Source organism: Allostigmatella hybrida (assembly GCF_020103775.1).
Lineage (GTDB): Bacteria > Myxococcota > Myxococcia > Myxococcales > Myxococcaceae > Hyalangium > Hyalangium aurantiaca.
Map to the genome: position 1 here is coordinate 1,094,824 of NZ_JAHXBH010000001.1, position 15,048 is coordinate 1,109,871.

At 69.1% G+C, this 15,048-nt stretch carries 15 protein-coding genes; 9 read left to right on the forward strand and 6 right to left on the reverse strand.

From position 1 onward, the window contains the following. Positions 1-7: 7 nt before the first annotated feature. Both KY661_RS04420 and KY661_RS04425 read right to left on the reverse strand, forming a co-directional pair. The gene (locus KY661_RS04420) at positions 8-997 is read right to left on the reverse strand and encodes a TIGR02266 family protein (protein ID WP_225408985.1); all 990 of its coding nucleotides are present in this window, start codon (positions 995-997) and stop codon (positions 8-10) included. Positions 998-1,010: 13 nt separating this feature from the next. Next, on the reverse strand, positions 1,011-1,385 hold the full coding sequence (locus KY661_RS04425; protein ID WP_075007480.1) for a response regulator transcription factor: 375 nt from the start codon (positions 1,383-1,385) through the stop codon (positions 1,011-1,013). Between the two features lie 82 nt (positions 1,386-1,467). On the opposite strand from KY661_RS04425, the gene KY661_RS04430 reads away from it, so the two are divergent. Further along, a complete protein-coding gene (locus KY661_RS04430; protein ID WP_075007481.1) occupies positions 1,468-2,862 on the forward strand; it encodes a M20/M25/M40 family metallo-hydrolase in 1,395 nt (464 codons plus the stop codon). A gap of 19 nt (positions 2,863-2,881) precedes the next feature. On the opposite strand, the gene pip is transcribed toward KY661_RS04430, so the two are convergent. Then, positions 2,882-3,841, reverse strand: coding sequence for a prolyl aminopeptidase (pip, locus tag KY661_RS04435; protein WP_225408986.1), 960 nt, complete (start codon positions 3,839-3,841; stop codon positions 2,882-2,884). Between the two features lie 90 nt (positions 3,842-3,931). Here pip and KY661_RS04440 point away from each other — a divergent pair, with 90 nt between their 5' ends. The 5 genes from KY661_RS04440 (at position 3,932) to KY661_RS04460 (ending at position 9,733) form a co-directional block, all read left to right on the forward strand. Next, positions 3,932-4,453: a hypothetical protein gene (locus KY661_RS04440; protein ID WP_225408987.1), complete on the forward strand. Its 522-nt coding sequence runs from the start codon at positions 3,932-3,934 to the stop codon at positions 4,451-4,453. A 10-nt stretch (positions 4,454-4,463) separates the two neighbouring features. After that, positions 4,464-7,154 (forward strand): DEAD/DEAH box helicase, encoded by a 2,691-nt coding sequence (locus tag KY661_RS04445; protein ID WP_225408988.1) that lies wholly within the window; start codon positions 4,464-4,466, stop codon positions 7,152-7,154. Between the two features lie 132 nt (positions 7,155-7,286). Beyond that, complete coding sequence (locus tag KY661_RS04450; protein ID WP_225408989.1) at positions 7,287-8,264, forward strand: SH3 domain-containing protein; 978 nt, start codon at positions 7,287-7,289, stop codon at positions 8,262-8,264. 22 nt (positions 8,265-8,286) lie between these two features. After that, positions 8,287-9,036, forward strand: a complete 750-nt coding sequence (locus KY661_RS04455; RefSeq protein ID WP_225408990.1) for a hypothetical protein — start codon at positions 8,287-8,289, stop codon at positions 9,034-9,036. Between the two features lie 22 nt (positions 9,037-9,058). Continuing rightward, positions 9,059-9,733, forward strand: coding sequence for a hypothetical protein (locus KY661_RS04460; RefSeq protein ID WP_225408991.1), 675 nt, complete (start codon positions 9,059-9,061; stop codon positions 9,731-9,733). A gap of 17 nt (positions 9,734-9,750) precedes the next feature. Here KY661_RS04460 and thrS read toward each other — a convergent pair whose 3' ends face one another. Beyond that, positions 9,751-10,944: a threonine--tRNA ligase gene (gene thrS, locus KY661_RS04465; protein ID WP_225408992.1), complete on the reverse strand. Its 1,194-nt coding sequence runs from the start codon at positions 10,942-10,944 to the stop codon at positions 9,751-9,753. A gap of 271 nt (positions 10,945-11,215) precedes the next feature. On the opposite strand from thrS, the gene KY661_RS04470 reads away from it, so the two are divergent. Beyond that, a complete protein-coding gene (locus KY661_RS04470) occupies positions 11,216-11,671 on the forward strand; it encodes a GFA family protein (RefSeq protein WP_225408993.1) in 456 nt (151 codons plus the stop codon). A gap of 103 nt (positions 11,672-11,774) precedes the next feature. On the opposite strand, the gene KY661_RS04475 is transcribed toward KY661_RS04470, so the two are convergent. Then, positions 11,775-12,026 (reverse strand): hypothetical protein, encoded by a 252-nt coding sequence (locus tag KY661_RS04475; protein ID WP_225408994.1) that lies wholly within the window; start codon positions 12,024-12,026, stop codon positions 11,775-11,777. Positions 12,027-12,224: 198 nt separating this feature from the next. Between KY661_RS04475 and KY661_RS04480 the strand changes: the two genes are divergently transcribed. Continuing rightward, complete coding sequence (locus tag KY661_RS04480) at positions 12,225-12,773, forward strand: carboxymuconolactone decarboxylase family protein (RefSeq protein WP_225408995.1); 549 nt, start codon at positions 12,225-12,227, stop codon at positions 12,771-12,773. Positions 12,774-12,792: 19 nt separating this feature from the next. Further along, a complete protein-coding gene (locus tag KY661_RS04485) occupies positions 12,793-14,010 on the forward strand; it encodes a sensor histidine kinase (RefSeq protein WP_225408996.1) in 1,218 nt (405 codons plus the stop codon). 71 nt (positions 14,011-14,081) lie between these two features. Here the strand turns inward: KY661_RS04485 and KY661_RS04490 are convergent, their stop codons facing one another. Further along, the gene (locus KY661_RS04490) at positions 14,082-14,990 is read right to left on the reverse strand and encodes a hypothetical protein (protein ID WP_225408997.1); all 909 of its coding nucleotides are present in this window, start codon (positions 14,988-14,990) and stop codon (positions 14,082-14,084) included. Positions 14,991-15,048: the final 58 nt, after the last annotated feature.

Here is a 15,048-nt window from a genome sequence, read left to right on the forward strand (position 1 = left end):
AAGGGTCTCAGTCCTTGGGGTGATTGCGGACGAACTCTTGAAGGAAGCTCTTCTCCTCGGCCCTTAATCCCGCCAGGCCCAACCCATAGCCCGCGGGCTGCCGCCCATCGTTCAGGGCGTTCTCCCAGATGACGGTGGTGCGCAGCTCGATGGTGCGGGCCGGTTGCTCGAAGCGAAGCGTCAGGTCCACCTGCGTCCCCAGCCGCAGGGGCCTCGGGGTGGGCACGAAGAGCCCGCCCGTGGCCAGGTTGATCATCCGGTGCTCGGTGAAGAGCCCCACGCTGCGCGCGTTGACGTGGATCTCCGCCTGGAGCCGCTCGCCATCCCGCGGCTTGAGGCCGACGAACTCCGAGGTGGAATAGATGGGCGAAGTCATCTGCTGCCGCACCTGCGTGGCCAGCAGGGCCCCCGGAGCCATGGGGCCCGTGGAGCCCAGCGGGGGCCTGCCCGCCAGGGGCACGGGGGTGAGCCGCCGGCCTGCCACGGGAGCAGGGGTGGGCTGCCGCTCCGCCACGGGGGCGGGAGTGGGCGGCCGGCCGGGGGTGCCCCGCGGGGCCATGGCCTCCACTTCGCGCATCTTCTGCGACAGGAAGTCGAACGTCTCCTGGGACACCTGGCGCAGCGCCTCGGGGGTGTCCGGGGGCAGGTGCTCCGGAGCATAGCGCTTGGCCATCCGGAAGAAGGCCAGCCGCACCTCGTCCAGCGAGGCGGTGGGCCTCATGCCGAACACCTCGTGCGGCGTCTTCAGGTTCTGCATGCCCCGGAGCTGGGTGCGCAGGGTCTCGGCCCGCTGCTGCTCGGCGGCGAGCGTGGGCAGGGCGGAGGCGACCAGGTCCTTCACCTCGGTGAAGTCCTGGAGGGGAATCCAGGTGGTGCCATCGCGCGAGGCCCGGTTGACGGCCCGCAGGCGTCCGGAGCCGATCAGATCCCTCAGGGCCTGAAGCGTCAGGGGGCCGAGCACCCGGCCCGTTGCATCTCCAATCCAGTAGTTCGCCATGCGCGCGCCCCGTCTATTGCGCGAGGGCTTGCCGGACGGCGGACGCAATCTCCAGCGGGTGGAAGGGCTTGCCCACGAAGCCCACCGCACCGGCCGCCAGGGCCTGCTCCACCACGGGCTCCGCGTCCATGCTGCTGATCACCAGCACGCGCGTGCCCGGCGACGTCTGCTTCATCGCGGCGAGGACCTCCAGCCCGCTGCGGCGGGGCATGAACAGGTCGAGGAACATCAACGCGGGCTTCTCTCGCGCGGCGATGGCCAGCCCCTCCTCGCCGTCCGAAGCCTCGAGCAGCCTCAGCTCGATCCCCGTTTCGGCCAGGGTGTCTTTGAGGATGCGCCGGACGAAGTTGTCATCATCTACCAGGAGAAGAGTCGGAGCGTCGGACATGCGCCCATGATATCGGCTGGGCTCGCCCCGTGCCCATGGACAGCGAGCGGAAGCGGCGGCTTTTGCGATATGGGACGTTTCCATGCCGATCGACAAAGCGCTCGCATGTTTTGAGTCTCAGAAGAATTCGTACTTGGAGGATCTGAAGGCCCTGGTGCGCATTCCCAGCGTCTCGTTCCCGGGCTTCGACCCAAAGCAGGTCCGGCGCAGCGCCGAGGCCACCGCGGCGCTTTTGCGAGACCGTGGCTTTGAAAATGTGCAGCTGCTCGAAATCGAGGGAGCGCACCCCTACGTCTACGGGGAGGTGCTCCGGGCGCCAGGCAAGCCCACGCTGTTGTTGTATGCCCACCATGACGTCCAGCCTGCGGGCGACGAGGGGCTGTGGAAGAGCCCTCCCTTCGAGCCCGAGGTGCGGGACGGGCGGCTCTATGGCCGAGGGTCCGCCGACGACAAGGCGGGCATCGTGGTGCACACCTCGGCGGTGGAGGCGTGGCTGAAGGGCGCGGGCACGCTGCCCCTCAACGTGAAGGTGATCATCGAGGGCGAGGAGGAGGCGGGCAGCGAGCACCTCGCCCCGTTCCTGCGCCAGCACGCGGCGTTGCTGAAGGCCGATGCCATCGTCCTGACAGACACGTCCAACTTCGATGTGGGACTGCCGTCCGTCACCACGGCCCTGCGGGGGCTGGTGATGGTGGACGTGGAGGTGCGCGCCCTGCGGCAGGCCGTGCACTCGGGCATGTGGGGAGGCCCCGTGCCGGATCCGGTCATGGGGCTGTGCCGGATGCTGGCGACGCTGACCCATCCGGATGGCACCCTCGCCATTCCGGGCATCCTGGACGCGGTCAAGCCGCTGACGGAGGCCGAGCGGCGGAGCATCCAGGCCCTGCCGGGGGACGAGGCGCGCTTCCGGGAGCAGGCGGGCCTGCTGCCCGGGGTGCAGCTGCTGGGCAATGGGCGGCACCCCTGGGAGACGAACTGGCGGCAGCCCTCGCTGGCCATCAACGCCATTCAGGCCAGCAGCCGGAAGGACGCGCGCAACATCATCTGCGACTCGGCATGGGCCCGGGTGGGCATCCGCATCGTGCCGGACATGGACGCGGAGGACGTGCACCGCCGGTTGGTGGAGCACCTGCGGAAGGTGACGCCGTGGGGGCTGGAGCTGCACCTGCGCGAGGAGCAGCCCTCGGGGTGGTGGTACACGGACTCCAGCCACCCGGCCTTCCAGGCGGCGCTCCGGGCCATGAAGCAGGGCTTCGGCCGGGAGCCGGTGACCATCGGGTGCGGCGCCTCCATTCCCTTCGTGGAGCCCTTCGCCAAGGAGCTGGGCGGGGTGCCCGCGCTGCTCATCGGCGTGGAGGACCCCTACACCCAGGCGCACTCGGAGAACGAGAGCCTGCACCTGGGGGACTGGGAGAAGTCCATCCGCACCGCCATCCACATGTACGACGAGCTGGCCCGCGAGCTGGCGGCGCGCTGAGCCCCCCCCCGCGGCCGGGCTACGGCCGGAAGCGGTCCGTGGCCTCCACGAGCGCGGCGGCGATGCCGGGCTCGTTGGCGGAGTGTCCCCCGTCATCGATGATGCGCAGCTGTGCCTCGGGCCAGGCCTTGTGCAGGGCCCAGGCGCTCTGCATGGGGCAGGGGATGTCGTAGCGCCCCTGGACGATGACGCCCGGGATGTGGCGGATGCGCGGCACATCGTCCAGGAGCTGGGTGTCGCTCCGGAAGAAGCCACGGTGGACGAAGTAGTGGCTCTCGATGCGCGCGAAGGCCAGCGAGAAGAGATCCTCGCCATACCGGTCGACCAGGGCCGCGTTGGGCAACAGGTGGCTCGTGCGCGCCTCCCAGATGCTCCAGGCCCGCGCGGCCTCCTGGCGCACGTGCGCATCGCCGCTCATCAGCCGCCGGTGGTAGGCCTGGAGCAGATCCCCCCGCTCCTCGGGAGGAATGGGCGCGAGGTAGTCCTCCCACGCATCCGGAAAGAGGATGTTGGCGCCCTGCTGGTAGAACCAGTCGATCTCCAGCTTGCGCAGCAGGAAGATGCCGCGCAGCACCAGCTCGGTGACGGCCTCGGGGTGCTTCTGCGCGTAGGCGAGCGAGAGCGTGCTGCCCCAGGAGCCGCCAAACACCATCCACCGCTCGATGTTCAGGTGGCGGCGCAGCCGCTCCATGTCCTCCACGAGGTGCCAGGTGGTGTTGTCCTCCAGGTTCGCGTGGGGCGTGCTCTTGCCGCAGCCGCGCTGGTCGAACAGTACGATGCGGTAGGCCTTCGGATCGAAGAAGCGCCGCTGCCGGCCATCCGTGCCGCTTCCAGGGCCGCCGTGGACGAAGACGACGGGCTTGCCGTGAGGGTTGCCGCTCTCCTCGTAATAGAGCTCATGGACGGGGGAGACGCGCAGCCGCCCGGTGGCGTAGGGCTCGAGGGGCGGGTAGAGGGCCGCGGGTGTGGTGCTGGACATGGGCCCTTCTTTTAATTCGGTCTTGCCTTGAATTTGCCCGGGCCGGCGTATGGTCCCGTCCGCTGCGCCCTTCACCGGCAAGACCGTTCAATGAAAAACACTCCTTGGAACCCTCCCCTCGTGCTCGTGGCGTGCCTGACCGCGGGATTCTTCGTTCAAGCCTCCGCCCAGGAGCCCAGCGGTGCGAAGCCCGCGGCCCCGGCCAAGAAGGCCAAGCCCAGCGAGCCCAAGGCGGCCATGCCCTCCCTCCCCAAGCCGGATTACCTCCCGGAGCAGGCGCGGGGCCTGCTGCGCCAGAAGATGGAGCGGCACGGGCAGGACGCGAGGGATCTCATGTTCGGGGTGACCCTGCTCCAGTACGACGTCGCGCGGGCCGCGGCCCAGCGCATCTCCTCCGAGCCCCGGCTGGTCCGGCCCCTGCCCGGCGGGGAGGGCGAGCTCAACGCCCTGCTGCCCGAGCGCTTCTTCGTGCTTCAGGACGAGGCCCGTCTGCGGGCCCGCGCCGTCAGCGAGGCCGCGGAGAAGCGTGACGACAAGGCCCTTGCCGAAGGGTACGGCCGTCTCGTGGAGACGTGCGTGGCCTGCCACTCGGCGTACCTGAACCACCGGTAGGCAGACCTCCGTGCGCACCCCGTCCGACCGGTACCTTCCGCCCTCCCAAGCCGCCTTCGCCGCCTCCGCGCCGCCGGGAGGGCGCGTCATCGTCATCGCCCCCACGCGCGCCGCGTGCGAGACCATCGAGCTGGCCATGGGGCTGCGGCTCGCCACCTACCTCGAAAAGCACCATGGGCCGCAGGTCCGCGAGCTGGCGCGGGCCCGGAAGGGCTTTGGCATCGTGGCCGGCACGGGGACGGGCAAGACGCTCGCCATCCGGCTCATCGCCGAGGAGGCCGTGGGCGCCGGGGGCGAGGTGCCGCTCCGGGTGGGGGTCATCAACCGCGAGCGCGAGGCGACGGCCGACACCCCTTCCTGGAACGTCATCATCGTGACGACCGGCATCGCCCGGCGCTGGTTCCAGAATGGCGACATCCTGCCCCGGGACACGCTCATCATCGATGAGATCCACCAGACCTCGGCGGAGCTCGAGCTCTGCCTGGCGCTTGGCAAGCGGGTGGGCTGCCGCTTCATCTGGCTATCGGCCACGGTGGATCCGGCGCTCTACGCGCGCTACCTGAACAGCGCCAACGTGCTCCAGGTCCAAGCGTTCGACGCGGAGAAGGTGGCCACGGTGCGGGTCGAGCGCAAAGAGCCCCTGGCGTTCCTCGACGAGACCTTTCTTCAGACGGTGACGCGGGAGCGGCGCGGCGTCGGCATCTTCCTGCCCACGCGGGCGTCCGTGGAGCAGGCGGCCGCGCACGTGCGCGCGCTCGCTCCCCGCATCAACGCGGCGTACTACCACGGCGGGGAGCCCATCCGCGCCATCCGGCCGTTCCTCGAAGGGACGGAGTCCCGGCCGTTCCTCCTCGCGATGACCGCCGCAGGCCAGAGCGCGCTCAACGTCCCGGGGCTCGACACGGTCATCATCGATGACACGCGCTTCGCCAACCTCGTCGAGCGGGGACGCAACGTGCTCACGCGGGTCCACCTGGGAAACAACGAGATCCTCCAGATGGCGGGGCGTGTGCATGGCCGCGTGGAGGGGGGGCGCGTCTTCATCCTGAGCGACCGCGACATCGACTTCTTCTCGCTGAAGCCCACGGAGCCGGACTTCCAGCTCGCGGGGGACTCGGAGCGGGTGGCGCTCACGGCCGCCGCCCTGGGCGTGAGGGCCGATGAGCTGGACCTACCCGTGCCCCTGGACCGCATCGCCTACCGGCGGGCGTTCCAGCACCTGCAAGCGCGCTACATCATCGACGCGGAGGGGAAGCTCTCCCCGTACGGCCGCGCGGTCGAGGCGCTGCCCGTGGAGCGCGCGTGGGCGGAGCTCATCGTCAACGCGGAGGATGCGCTGCTGCCCTTCCTCTCGGTGTGCAGCGCCATCGAATCGCTCCACCGCATGCTGCGGGAGGAGCACTCCCTGGAGGGACTGCGCGTTCCCGGGAGCGATCACCTCACGGCCTACAACCTCTACGCGGAGGCGTACCGCGAGGCGGGCGCCATCGGCGAGGTGCACGGCCTGGCGCGCCACGTGTTCCAGACAGAGAAGATGGAGGCGTGGGCGGAGCGGCGTGGGGTGCTGATCAAGGCGGTGGAGGACGCGGCCCTGGCCATGGCCAGCATCTACCGGAGCGTGGGGGTGGACCTGCCGGGCCGGATGCCCTTCGCCGGAGACCGGGTCCTCCGCCGCTTCGCCGAGCTGCTCGCGCGCTACATGCCGTTTGCGCTCGTCATCGACGAGCAGACGTCCTGGGGCGACGAGGCCCGGGTCTCGAAGACCAGCATGTGCGGAAGCCTGGGAGCGGTCGCCGGGACGCTCCGGTATTTCGCGGACCGGCAGGGCACCACCCGGGCGGCCATCGAAGGCACCCAGGTGCCCATGGGGCTGCTGCGAAAGTTCGCGCGCCGCACGAACCCGGAGCTGGTCTACGGGCCGGAGTACCGGGCGCTCATCCGGGAGTGGACCCTGGAGCACTCCGGCTTCAAGTTGGAGCACGAAGTCGAAGTGCTCCGCGCCTGGGGGCCCGAGCAGATGGACAGCGCGCGGCGGGCGCTGGCGGATGCGCTGGCCCGGGGCGAGACCCGCCACCCAGCGGTTCGCCGCAACCAGGCGGCCATCATGCAGGTGCGCGAGCTCTGGCGCCGCTCCGGGGGACGCACGGCGAAGCTCGGGGTGCCGGAGCTGACGGCCCTCTACGAGGCCCGTCTCCAGGGCATCTCCACGATGGACGAGTTCCTGTCGCGTCCGCTGGAACTCGGCCTGGGCACCTGGGTGCCTCGCGAGGAGCGTGAGGCGCTGCTGGCCTTGCCGGACGCGGTGTACTTGCGCGAGCGCGAGGTGCCGCTGAGCTACGAGGTGGAAGCCGAGGATTCGGGCTCGCCACAGGGCGTGGTGCGGCTCCACCTTCCGGAGAAGCTGGCGCGCACGCTCGTGGAGGAGGAACTTCCGGTGCTCGACCGGCCCCTGCGCTTCATGGTGAGCCGCGGCCAGCGCGGCACCTTGCGGGCCGAGACGCTGCTCGAGCTGCAAGAGCTGCTCGACATGCCGTGGATGCCCGAGGAGCTCGAGGCCCGGCACAGCCCCCGCCCCCGGCCCGGAGGAGGGGGGCCCCGGAAGCAGGGCGGTGGCGGCCGGGGCCCTGCCCGGGGTGGCAAGCCGAGCCAGGGCGGGCGTCCGGGGAAGCGGGAGCGGGGAGCCCGCCGCCCCCGGCGGTGAACCTCTCCTGGCCGAGCAAGCCTTCTGGAGCAGGGGGCTTGCTTGTCTTGAAATTCTGGAATTGACTGGTAGGCAGGAACAGGAATGGGTTTGCGCCAATGGCGCCAGGCCCCTTGCCCCAGGAGTTCCAGCGTGAGAGTCCAAGACACAGGTGGGTGGCTGCCGTTGCTGGTGGCTGCCGTGATGACCGGGTGTGGCCCGGAGATGGCGGTAGACGCCCCGGACCTGGCGGCGGAGGGCTGGGAGCAGAACACCCAGGCCGTCATCAGTGGCGCCACCCGCGGTGCCACGGTGCGGGCCTTGGAGGGGGTGAACCTCCGCTCTGGTGCTGGCACCTCGTACGGCGTTCTGCTGACGGTGCCCGCGGGACAGACCGCCACCGTGATGGAGCCCGTGGCGAGCGGCGGATTCTACAAGGTGAACTACCAGGGCACCGTGGGCTGGACGCACGGGGACTACTGGACCGTGCTGCAGGGCCTGTGGGTGAACGGCTACGCGCTCACCAGCACGCAGGAGCAGTGGGTGAAGTGGATCGCCACCTACTCGGTCCCCAAGCTGCTGGGAGACCGGGAGGCGCGCCTCACCGTGGCCTCGCGCGTGGCATGGTGGTCCCTCAAGGAGGGCGTGCTGGGCTTGTCCAACCCGTTCGTCTACTCCAACTGCAACACCGCGTCGGGGGACACGCGCATCGAGCCCCTGGCCACCTGCGCACCGGGCCGGGCGTGGCAGGTGGGGCTCTCGGGCGTCCAGGTGCCGAACATCCTCACCCTGGCGCAGGCGCAGAGCACCTCGGCGTCCATTCACAAATCCCTGACCGAGGCCCAGGTGCTGGGGGCCACGGCGAACCAGGCGGGCTTCGCCACGGGATCCTCGACGTACAACGGCATCGTCAACTCCACGGGGGACCTGCGGAAGTCCTGGCTGCTGCGCAACCACGCCGTGGGCATCACCCTGCAGGAGCCCTTCGTCACCGGCGACTGCATCAACGGCAGCATTTACTGGTGCTACGGCACGGGCTGGACGGAGACGGCCCGCTATGCGCCCAACCGCGCCGAGGCCCTGGAGTCCATCCGCGAGCTGAAGGCCATCCTGGACGGCTTCGCCCCCTAGCGTTTTGCCTGGAGAAAACCCCATGAACTCCCCTTCACACAAAGAGTCCCCGTCTCACCGGCGACTGCCCCGCTGGATTGCCCTGGGCTGGGTGTCGGTGCTGTCCTTCGTGGCCTGGCGGCACGTGCCCCAGGCCCAGGCGTCGCACTCGCACAACGGCTCGTATCAGGTCCACCTGTCCACGATTCACGGCAACGACGGAACGAGCACCACGCCGGGCCCTCAGGACGAGCAGTACTGCATCCTGCCGCTCACGTCGGCCGTCAACGCCACCCAGATGGCGAACCTCATCGAGGAGACGCTCGCGAAACTGGCGGCGAGTCAGATCTGGGATGGCACGGGCTCGTGGCGCGTCGACCTGTGGCGTGCCGCCAAGTTCTGCAATCAGTATGACTCGGCCACCCGCGGCACCATCGCGATCGAATACCAGATCGCCGATTCCTGGGCCTCGGTCTGCGGCGGGGACCTGTACAGCTGCGTCGTCCAGACCAACCCGGCGGTGGATCCCGTGAATGGGCATACCCACTTCAAGTGGGCGTATGCCCATCTCAAGGCGCAGCACCTCAGTACGGATGTGACCCGCGCGCGCAAGTTCATCAACCACGAGACCGGCCACGTCCTCGGGCTGAAGGATCCCAGTGGCCCAAATGACTGCTCACACAGCGTCATGCACAACGACCTGTACTCCAACTACGGGTGCTGGGACCCCGTCTGGCACCCCACCTCCAATGACTTCGCGTCCGTGACGAAGATCCAGGACCGCCGCAACTGAGCCCGCGGAAAGGAATCGAGCCATGAAGAAAGTGTCGATGCGGGAGTGGGTTCACGTGACGGCGATGCTGGGCGTCCTCGGTCTGGGCGTCCGGTGCGCGGGGGAGGAGGAGGTTCCGGAGGCATCCGGGCACTCCCACGTGGTGTTCGAGGGCGGGCTGCTGGTGTCCGAGCGCCAGGCGCTCCAGCTCTGCGTGGAACTGGCCCCCGGGCTGGCGGACCGGGGGGAAGAGGTGCTGCGTCGGCTTCAGGCGGATGTGGCGGCCCTGGAGGGCGGCCATCCCGACTGGGACGTGGCGCGCTACCGCCGGGCCCCGGTGCGGATGCAACTGGGGTGTCCCGGAGCGGGGCTGCCCAAGCGCCGGCTGGAGGGCAAGGGCGAGTCGCTGAACCCAAGCCCCACCCTGGCTCCCAGCCCCTTCCGCACCTTCGTCTATGTGCTGGACGACGCGAGCGCGGACGCGGTGCTGGGCGGGCAGGAGGCGGTCCGGGCCAGCGCGGAGACGATGCGGGTGGATGACCATGTGATGGTGGAGGTGTCCACCGCCCTGGTGGTCCGGGCCTCCTCGCTCGGAACGGCGTCCTTCCGGGAGACCTGGCTGCCCACGGGCGTGGGGCTGCGGCCGTTGAATGCTCCCGCCGAGCCGGCCGTGGACGTCATGCCCAAGGTCTCCGGCTCGGGGGAGCTGAACAAGTAAGCCGCTGCCCCCAGGCGTCAGGGGGCCCGGCACGCCGAGGCAAGCTCGGCGGCCGCTGACGCCAGCGGGATGTTCCGCTGGGCCCCGCTCCGCTCCCTCAGCTGGAGGGAGCGGCTGGCCCTTTCCCGGCCACCCACCAGGGCGACGTAGGGCACGCCGTCATGGTGGGCCTCAAGGATGCGCCGGGACAGCGTCTCGCTCCGCACGTCCGACTGGACGCGGAGGCCCGAGGCCGAGAGCTGCGCTTGCACCTCGGCGGCGTAGGCCTGCGAGTCCCCGCTCACCGGAAGCACGCGGACCTGCTCGGGCGCGAGCCACGCGGGCAGCGCGCCCTGGTGGTGTTCCAGCAGGATGCCCAGGAACCGCTCCACGCTGCCGAAGATGGCCCGGTGCAGCATGGCGGGGCGCCGCTTCTCACCTCCCGAGTCCACGTAGTGCAGGTCAAAGCGCTCGGGCAGGACGAAGTCGAGCTGGATCGTCCCGCATTGCCAGTCGCGGCCGGACCGGTCCTTCAGGATGAACTCCAGCTTGGGGCCGTAGAACGCGCCCTCGCCGGGTTGCATCCGGCAGTCGAGCCCCACGCGCCCCGCGGCTTCGAGCAGCGCGGCCTCGGCCCGGTCCCAGAGCAGGTCATCCCCGGCGCGCTGGGCGGGCCGGCTGCTGAAGGCCACCTGGACCTCTTCGAAGCCGAACTCCCGGTAGAACGTGCGCAACGACTGGCAGAAGGCGGCCACCTCGTCGGCCACCTGCTCCTCCTGGCAGAAGATGTGGCCATCGTCCTGCGTGAACTGCCGCAGGCGGAACAGGCCGTGCAGCGCGCCCGAGGACTCGTTGCGGTGAACGAGCCCGAACTCCGCCAGCCGCAAGGGCAGGGCGCGGAAGGAGGGGGCCTGCCGCTGGAAGAGCTGGATGTGCCCTGGGCAGCTCACGGGCTTCATCGCGAAGGGGCGCTCGCCGTCATCCAGCACGAACATGCCGCTTCGGAAGTTCTGCCAATGGCCACTGCTCTCCCAGATGCGCTGGCCGAGCACCTGCGGCGTTCTCACCTCGCGGTAACCGCCCGAGGCCAGCTCGCGGCGGACCCGCTCCTCCAAGAGCTGGTACAGGATGAAGCCGCGGGGGTGCCAGAACACCATGCCAGGGGCCTCCTCCTGCAGGTGGAAGAGGTCCAAGCGGTCGCCCAAGGCGCGATGATCGTGTTCGCTCAACATGTCCGTCTCCGTGTGTTGGGGAAAGCCGGTCCGGAGCGGGGTTGAAGCGATTCGCGCGGTGCGCCCCAGTCCGGATGACCCGGCGGGGCTGCGGTGTCCGCGCGCTCAGCTCACGTGCGCACGGCCGCTCGCCCGCCGGTGCGGGGAGTGGTGGTGCGCGTCGTGTGCTGGCTGAACTTCATGAAGGACAAGATGCACGCAGAGATTGTCTTCGTCAAGATGCCCCGGCCGCCATGACTCCACTCGATGTGGGCGGAAGGAGAGGGCAGAGATGAGCAATTGGAAGCTTCCATGGGAAGGTGGATGCCGCTGTGGGCAGGTCCGGATCCGCGTGAATGCCATGCCGTTGCTGACGATGGCGTGCCATTGCACGGGCTGCCAGCGGATGTCCTCCAGCGCGTATTCCCTGAGCGCGGCGATTCCGAGCTCGGGGTTCGAGATCCTCCAGGGCGAGCCCGTCATCGGTGGGCTCCACGGGGAGCACCGGCACTTCTTCTGTGGGTACTGCATGACGTGGATGTTCACGCGGCCCAACGGGATGGACTGGTTCGTCAACCTGCGCCCGACGATGCTCGATGACCCCCGCTGGTTCACGCCCTTCATCGAGACCTGGACCCGCGAGAAGCTGCCGTGGGCGTCGACCCCCGCGGTGCACAGCTTCGAGTCGTTGCCCGCGATGGAGGAGTTCGAGGGGCTGACGAAGGCCTATCTGGCGAGCCTCACGTAAGGCGGCTCCGGTCCCCATGGGTTCTCACGCTGGTGCTTGGCGCCCAGCAGGCCCTCGCGGCGGGCGTGACCGGCGCCCGCCAAGCCCGCCTTGTGAGAGGCGTCTACTGGGCTTCGCCCGGAGCGGGCGCGGCCGAGGTGCACCAGGTCGCCTCGCAGTCCATGCGGGCGTATTCACAGTTCTGCTTGGCCTCAGGGGTCTGCGCGCGCGACATGCACCGCACGTAGAGCCAGCTGCAATCCGAACACAGCGCCATCGCCTCGACTTCGGCCTTCTCGCCGCCCGTGTCCCCCTCGGCTCCGCCACATCCCACGAGCAACCCCAAGGCCAGTACCGCTCCGACAAGTCCGCGCATGCATCCTCCCGGTTGTGAGTCCTTCAGAGGCTAGCGGTTCTTTCGCGGATGCCCAGGACCTTGGGCGTCCTGGTCAGAAGTGAACGTCTGGGCGCGGAGCTGTCCTGGATCAACAGGGGCCGCCCGTGGCCGAGGGCCACCGCTCGCCCTCCTGCAGGTGGACAGTGTCATAATGGCCGCAGCCCGAGGCTCACCACCATGTCCAACGTCCCGCTCCTCGATGCCGACCGCGCCACCCCTGAAGTCATCTCCATCTACCAAGCCTTCCAGACGGGAATGGGTTTCCCGGCCCCCCCTGATTTCATCAAGGTCTTGGGTCACTCGTACGCCGCCGCCGCCGGGACGCTGGAGATCGTGAAGCACGTCCTCCTGCAAGGCGTTCTTCCCCGGACGGTGAAGGAGATGCTCTTCGTCGCCGTCTCCCATGCGCGGGGGTGCAAGTACTGCGAGGCCGCGCACCTCGCGTGCTGCCGTTCCCTGGGCATCGACGAGTCGACGCTCGACCTGTTGGTATCGAATGTCTCGGACATCATGCCGGTGAAGACACGGCGCCTGCTGGAGTTCGGAGTGCGCTGTGCCATGAATCCGCAGGCGCTCACCGAGGCGGACTACGAGACCTTGCGCGGACAGGGGTTCTCCCAGGCCGAGCTGGTCGAGACCGTGTCGATGGCCGGGCTCGCGGTCTACCTCAACACGATGGCCGAGGCGCTCAAGGTTCCCCCGGACAAGATGTTCGAAAAGGCGTAAGCGCTAGACGATGGCGAGCATGGACATTCTGCAGCGTCAGGACCTGCTGCTCGAGGTGCTGACGGATTGCGCGGGCGTGACGGCGCTCGAGGCACTTCCACGCATCGTCTTCAGCCGTCTGTCCTGGGTCCTCGATTTCCGCCGCTGTGCGCTGGTCCTGAAAGAGGATTCGGAGGGGGGCGCGGTCGCGCTCCTCGGAGGTGCGGAGGGTACGGTGCGCTCGCGGGTGAGCGAGCTGCCCGAGCCGGAGCGCACCCGCGTGCAGGATGCGCTCGATGCGGCCAGCTTTCGCGTGCAGCCGCACGGGCAAGGCACGGAGCTGTTCGTCCCCCTGGTGGCGAACGGCTCGAACCTCGGCGTGCTCTGGTTTTCCGGCGCGGCCGGCGCGGTCTTCAGCGATGCGGACGTGCGCCTTGCCCGGATTGCCTCTGGCGTGCTCGCGGGAGCCGTGCAACGGCTCCGTCAGGAGGACACCATCCTCCGTCAGCAGCGCGTGGAGGCCGAGCTCCGGAAGACGCAGGCCCTGCTGCATGAGGCGGTCCGCGCCCGGGAGGAGTTTCTCTCCATCGCCTCGCATGAGCTGCGCACGCCGCTGACGTCTCTGAAGCTGATGAATCAGGCCCGGCAGCGTGCCTTGGCGAATGGAAAGACGCTGTCGCCCGACTCCATTCAGCGCCTGCTGGCGGACAGCGACAAGCACATCGACCGGCTGATCCGCCTGGTGGAGCAGATGCTGGACCTGTCCCGGATCCAGGCCCAGCAGCTCGAGCTGACCCCCCGTCCGTTGAACCTGGGCGCCCTGGTGCGCGAGGTGCTCCTGCCCTTCGAGAGCGCCACGGCGAATGCGCCGCCGCTCCAGGTGGACGTGGCGGAGGACGTCGTCGGGACGTGGGATCCGCAGCGCATCGAGCAGGTCGTGCTGAATCTCGTGGAGAATGCCCGGAAGTACGGCGCCGGGAAGCCGATCGACGTCCGGGTGGTCCAGGAGGAAGGCTGGGCGCTGCTCCACGTGCGAGACCGAGGCATTGGAATCCGGCGCGAAGAGCTTCCGCACGTCTTCAAGGCATTCGAGCGGGCCTCGAACGCGCGTCACCTGCAAGGGCTTGGCATCGGCCTCTTCGTCTGCTCGCGCATCGTCGCGGCGCACCACGGGACGCTCTCGGTCGAGAGCGTCGAAGGCGAGGGCTCCACCTTCACGGTCCGGCTTCCGCGGGCCTCTGTTCCACCGGCTTCCTGAGCTACCGGGACAGCAGCCGAGGGAGGGGCTTGGGCCCCATTTTCGGAGTGCTCATGGGCATGGACCTCGGACTACAGGAAGAAGCGGGTGCCAAAACCCAGGGTGAGCTGCCTTCCATCCTTCCAGGGCACGTTGAACTGATGCCACCGCAGCTCGAGCGCGAACGTTGCCCCGTTGGCGGGCCTCCAGTCCAGGCCGGCCCCCACGGAGTAGGTCACGGGCTGCCCCTGCGTATGTGCGGAGAAGCCCACCAGGAGTGAAGGCGTGAGGGCAGAGGGGCGGGGGGTGGCGCGCATCAGCACGCCAAAGGAGAACAAGGCCGAGTTCAGTGGCTGCCCATCCAGGCTCTCGAACAGATGATGAAAGGCCACCTCGGGCCCCAGGGCGACATAGCGGCCAAGCTGCACGAGTCCCTCGACGCGGGCGCCCAGTCCGAGGGCATCCGCGGGCTCGGCGATGGTGAGGACATTGGAGACGAACAGGCCGAGCTGCCCGGTGACGGGCCACGCTTGCCCCTCGGCGGTTTCCACCCAGTCCTTCTCCGGCGCTCGCAGCGGGGGAAGGAGGAGCGGACCATCCAGCACGCGCTCGTACACCTTGTCCCAACTGGGAATGAGGCTTCCGATGAGCGCGCCCAACCCCGCCGTCACGAGGGCCCCCCCGACGCCGGCCAGGCCACTCACCGGAAGGCATGAATCCGTCGTGGAGTCATCCGCGATGCGGCACACGTACATGCCGACGATGACGCCTGTCAGAAAGCCGGGCACGGCACCGATGGCCGCCCCCGTTCCCGCATGGCGCCCCCGGACGTAAAGCTCCCGGACACTGGACAGCGGAAACAGCTCTCGCTGGGACTCAGACACCCCCGCGTCGAGCGTGAGGAACTGGGCGCTCGTCTCCAACAGCCGCCCCTCCACGAAGCCCTCCTCGCCAGCCACCCGCAAGGGCTTGCCCAGCGACTTCTCCAGGGCGCGGGACACTTTGGACGGAGCCTCCGCCGCTACGGGAGCCTCGGCGCGCGCTGCGGTGCCGATGAGA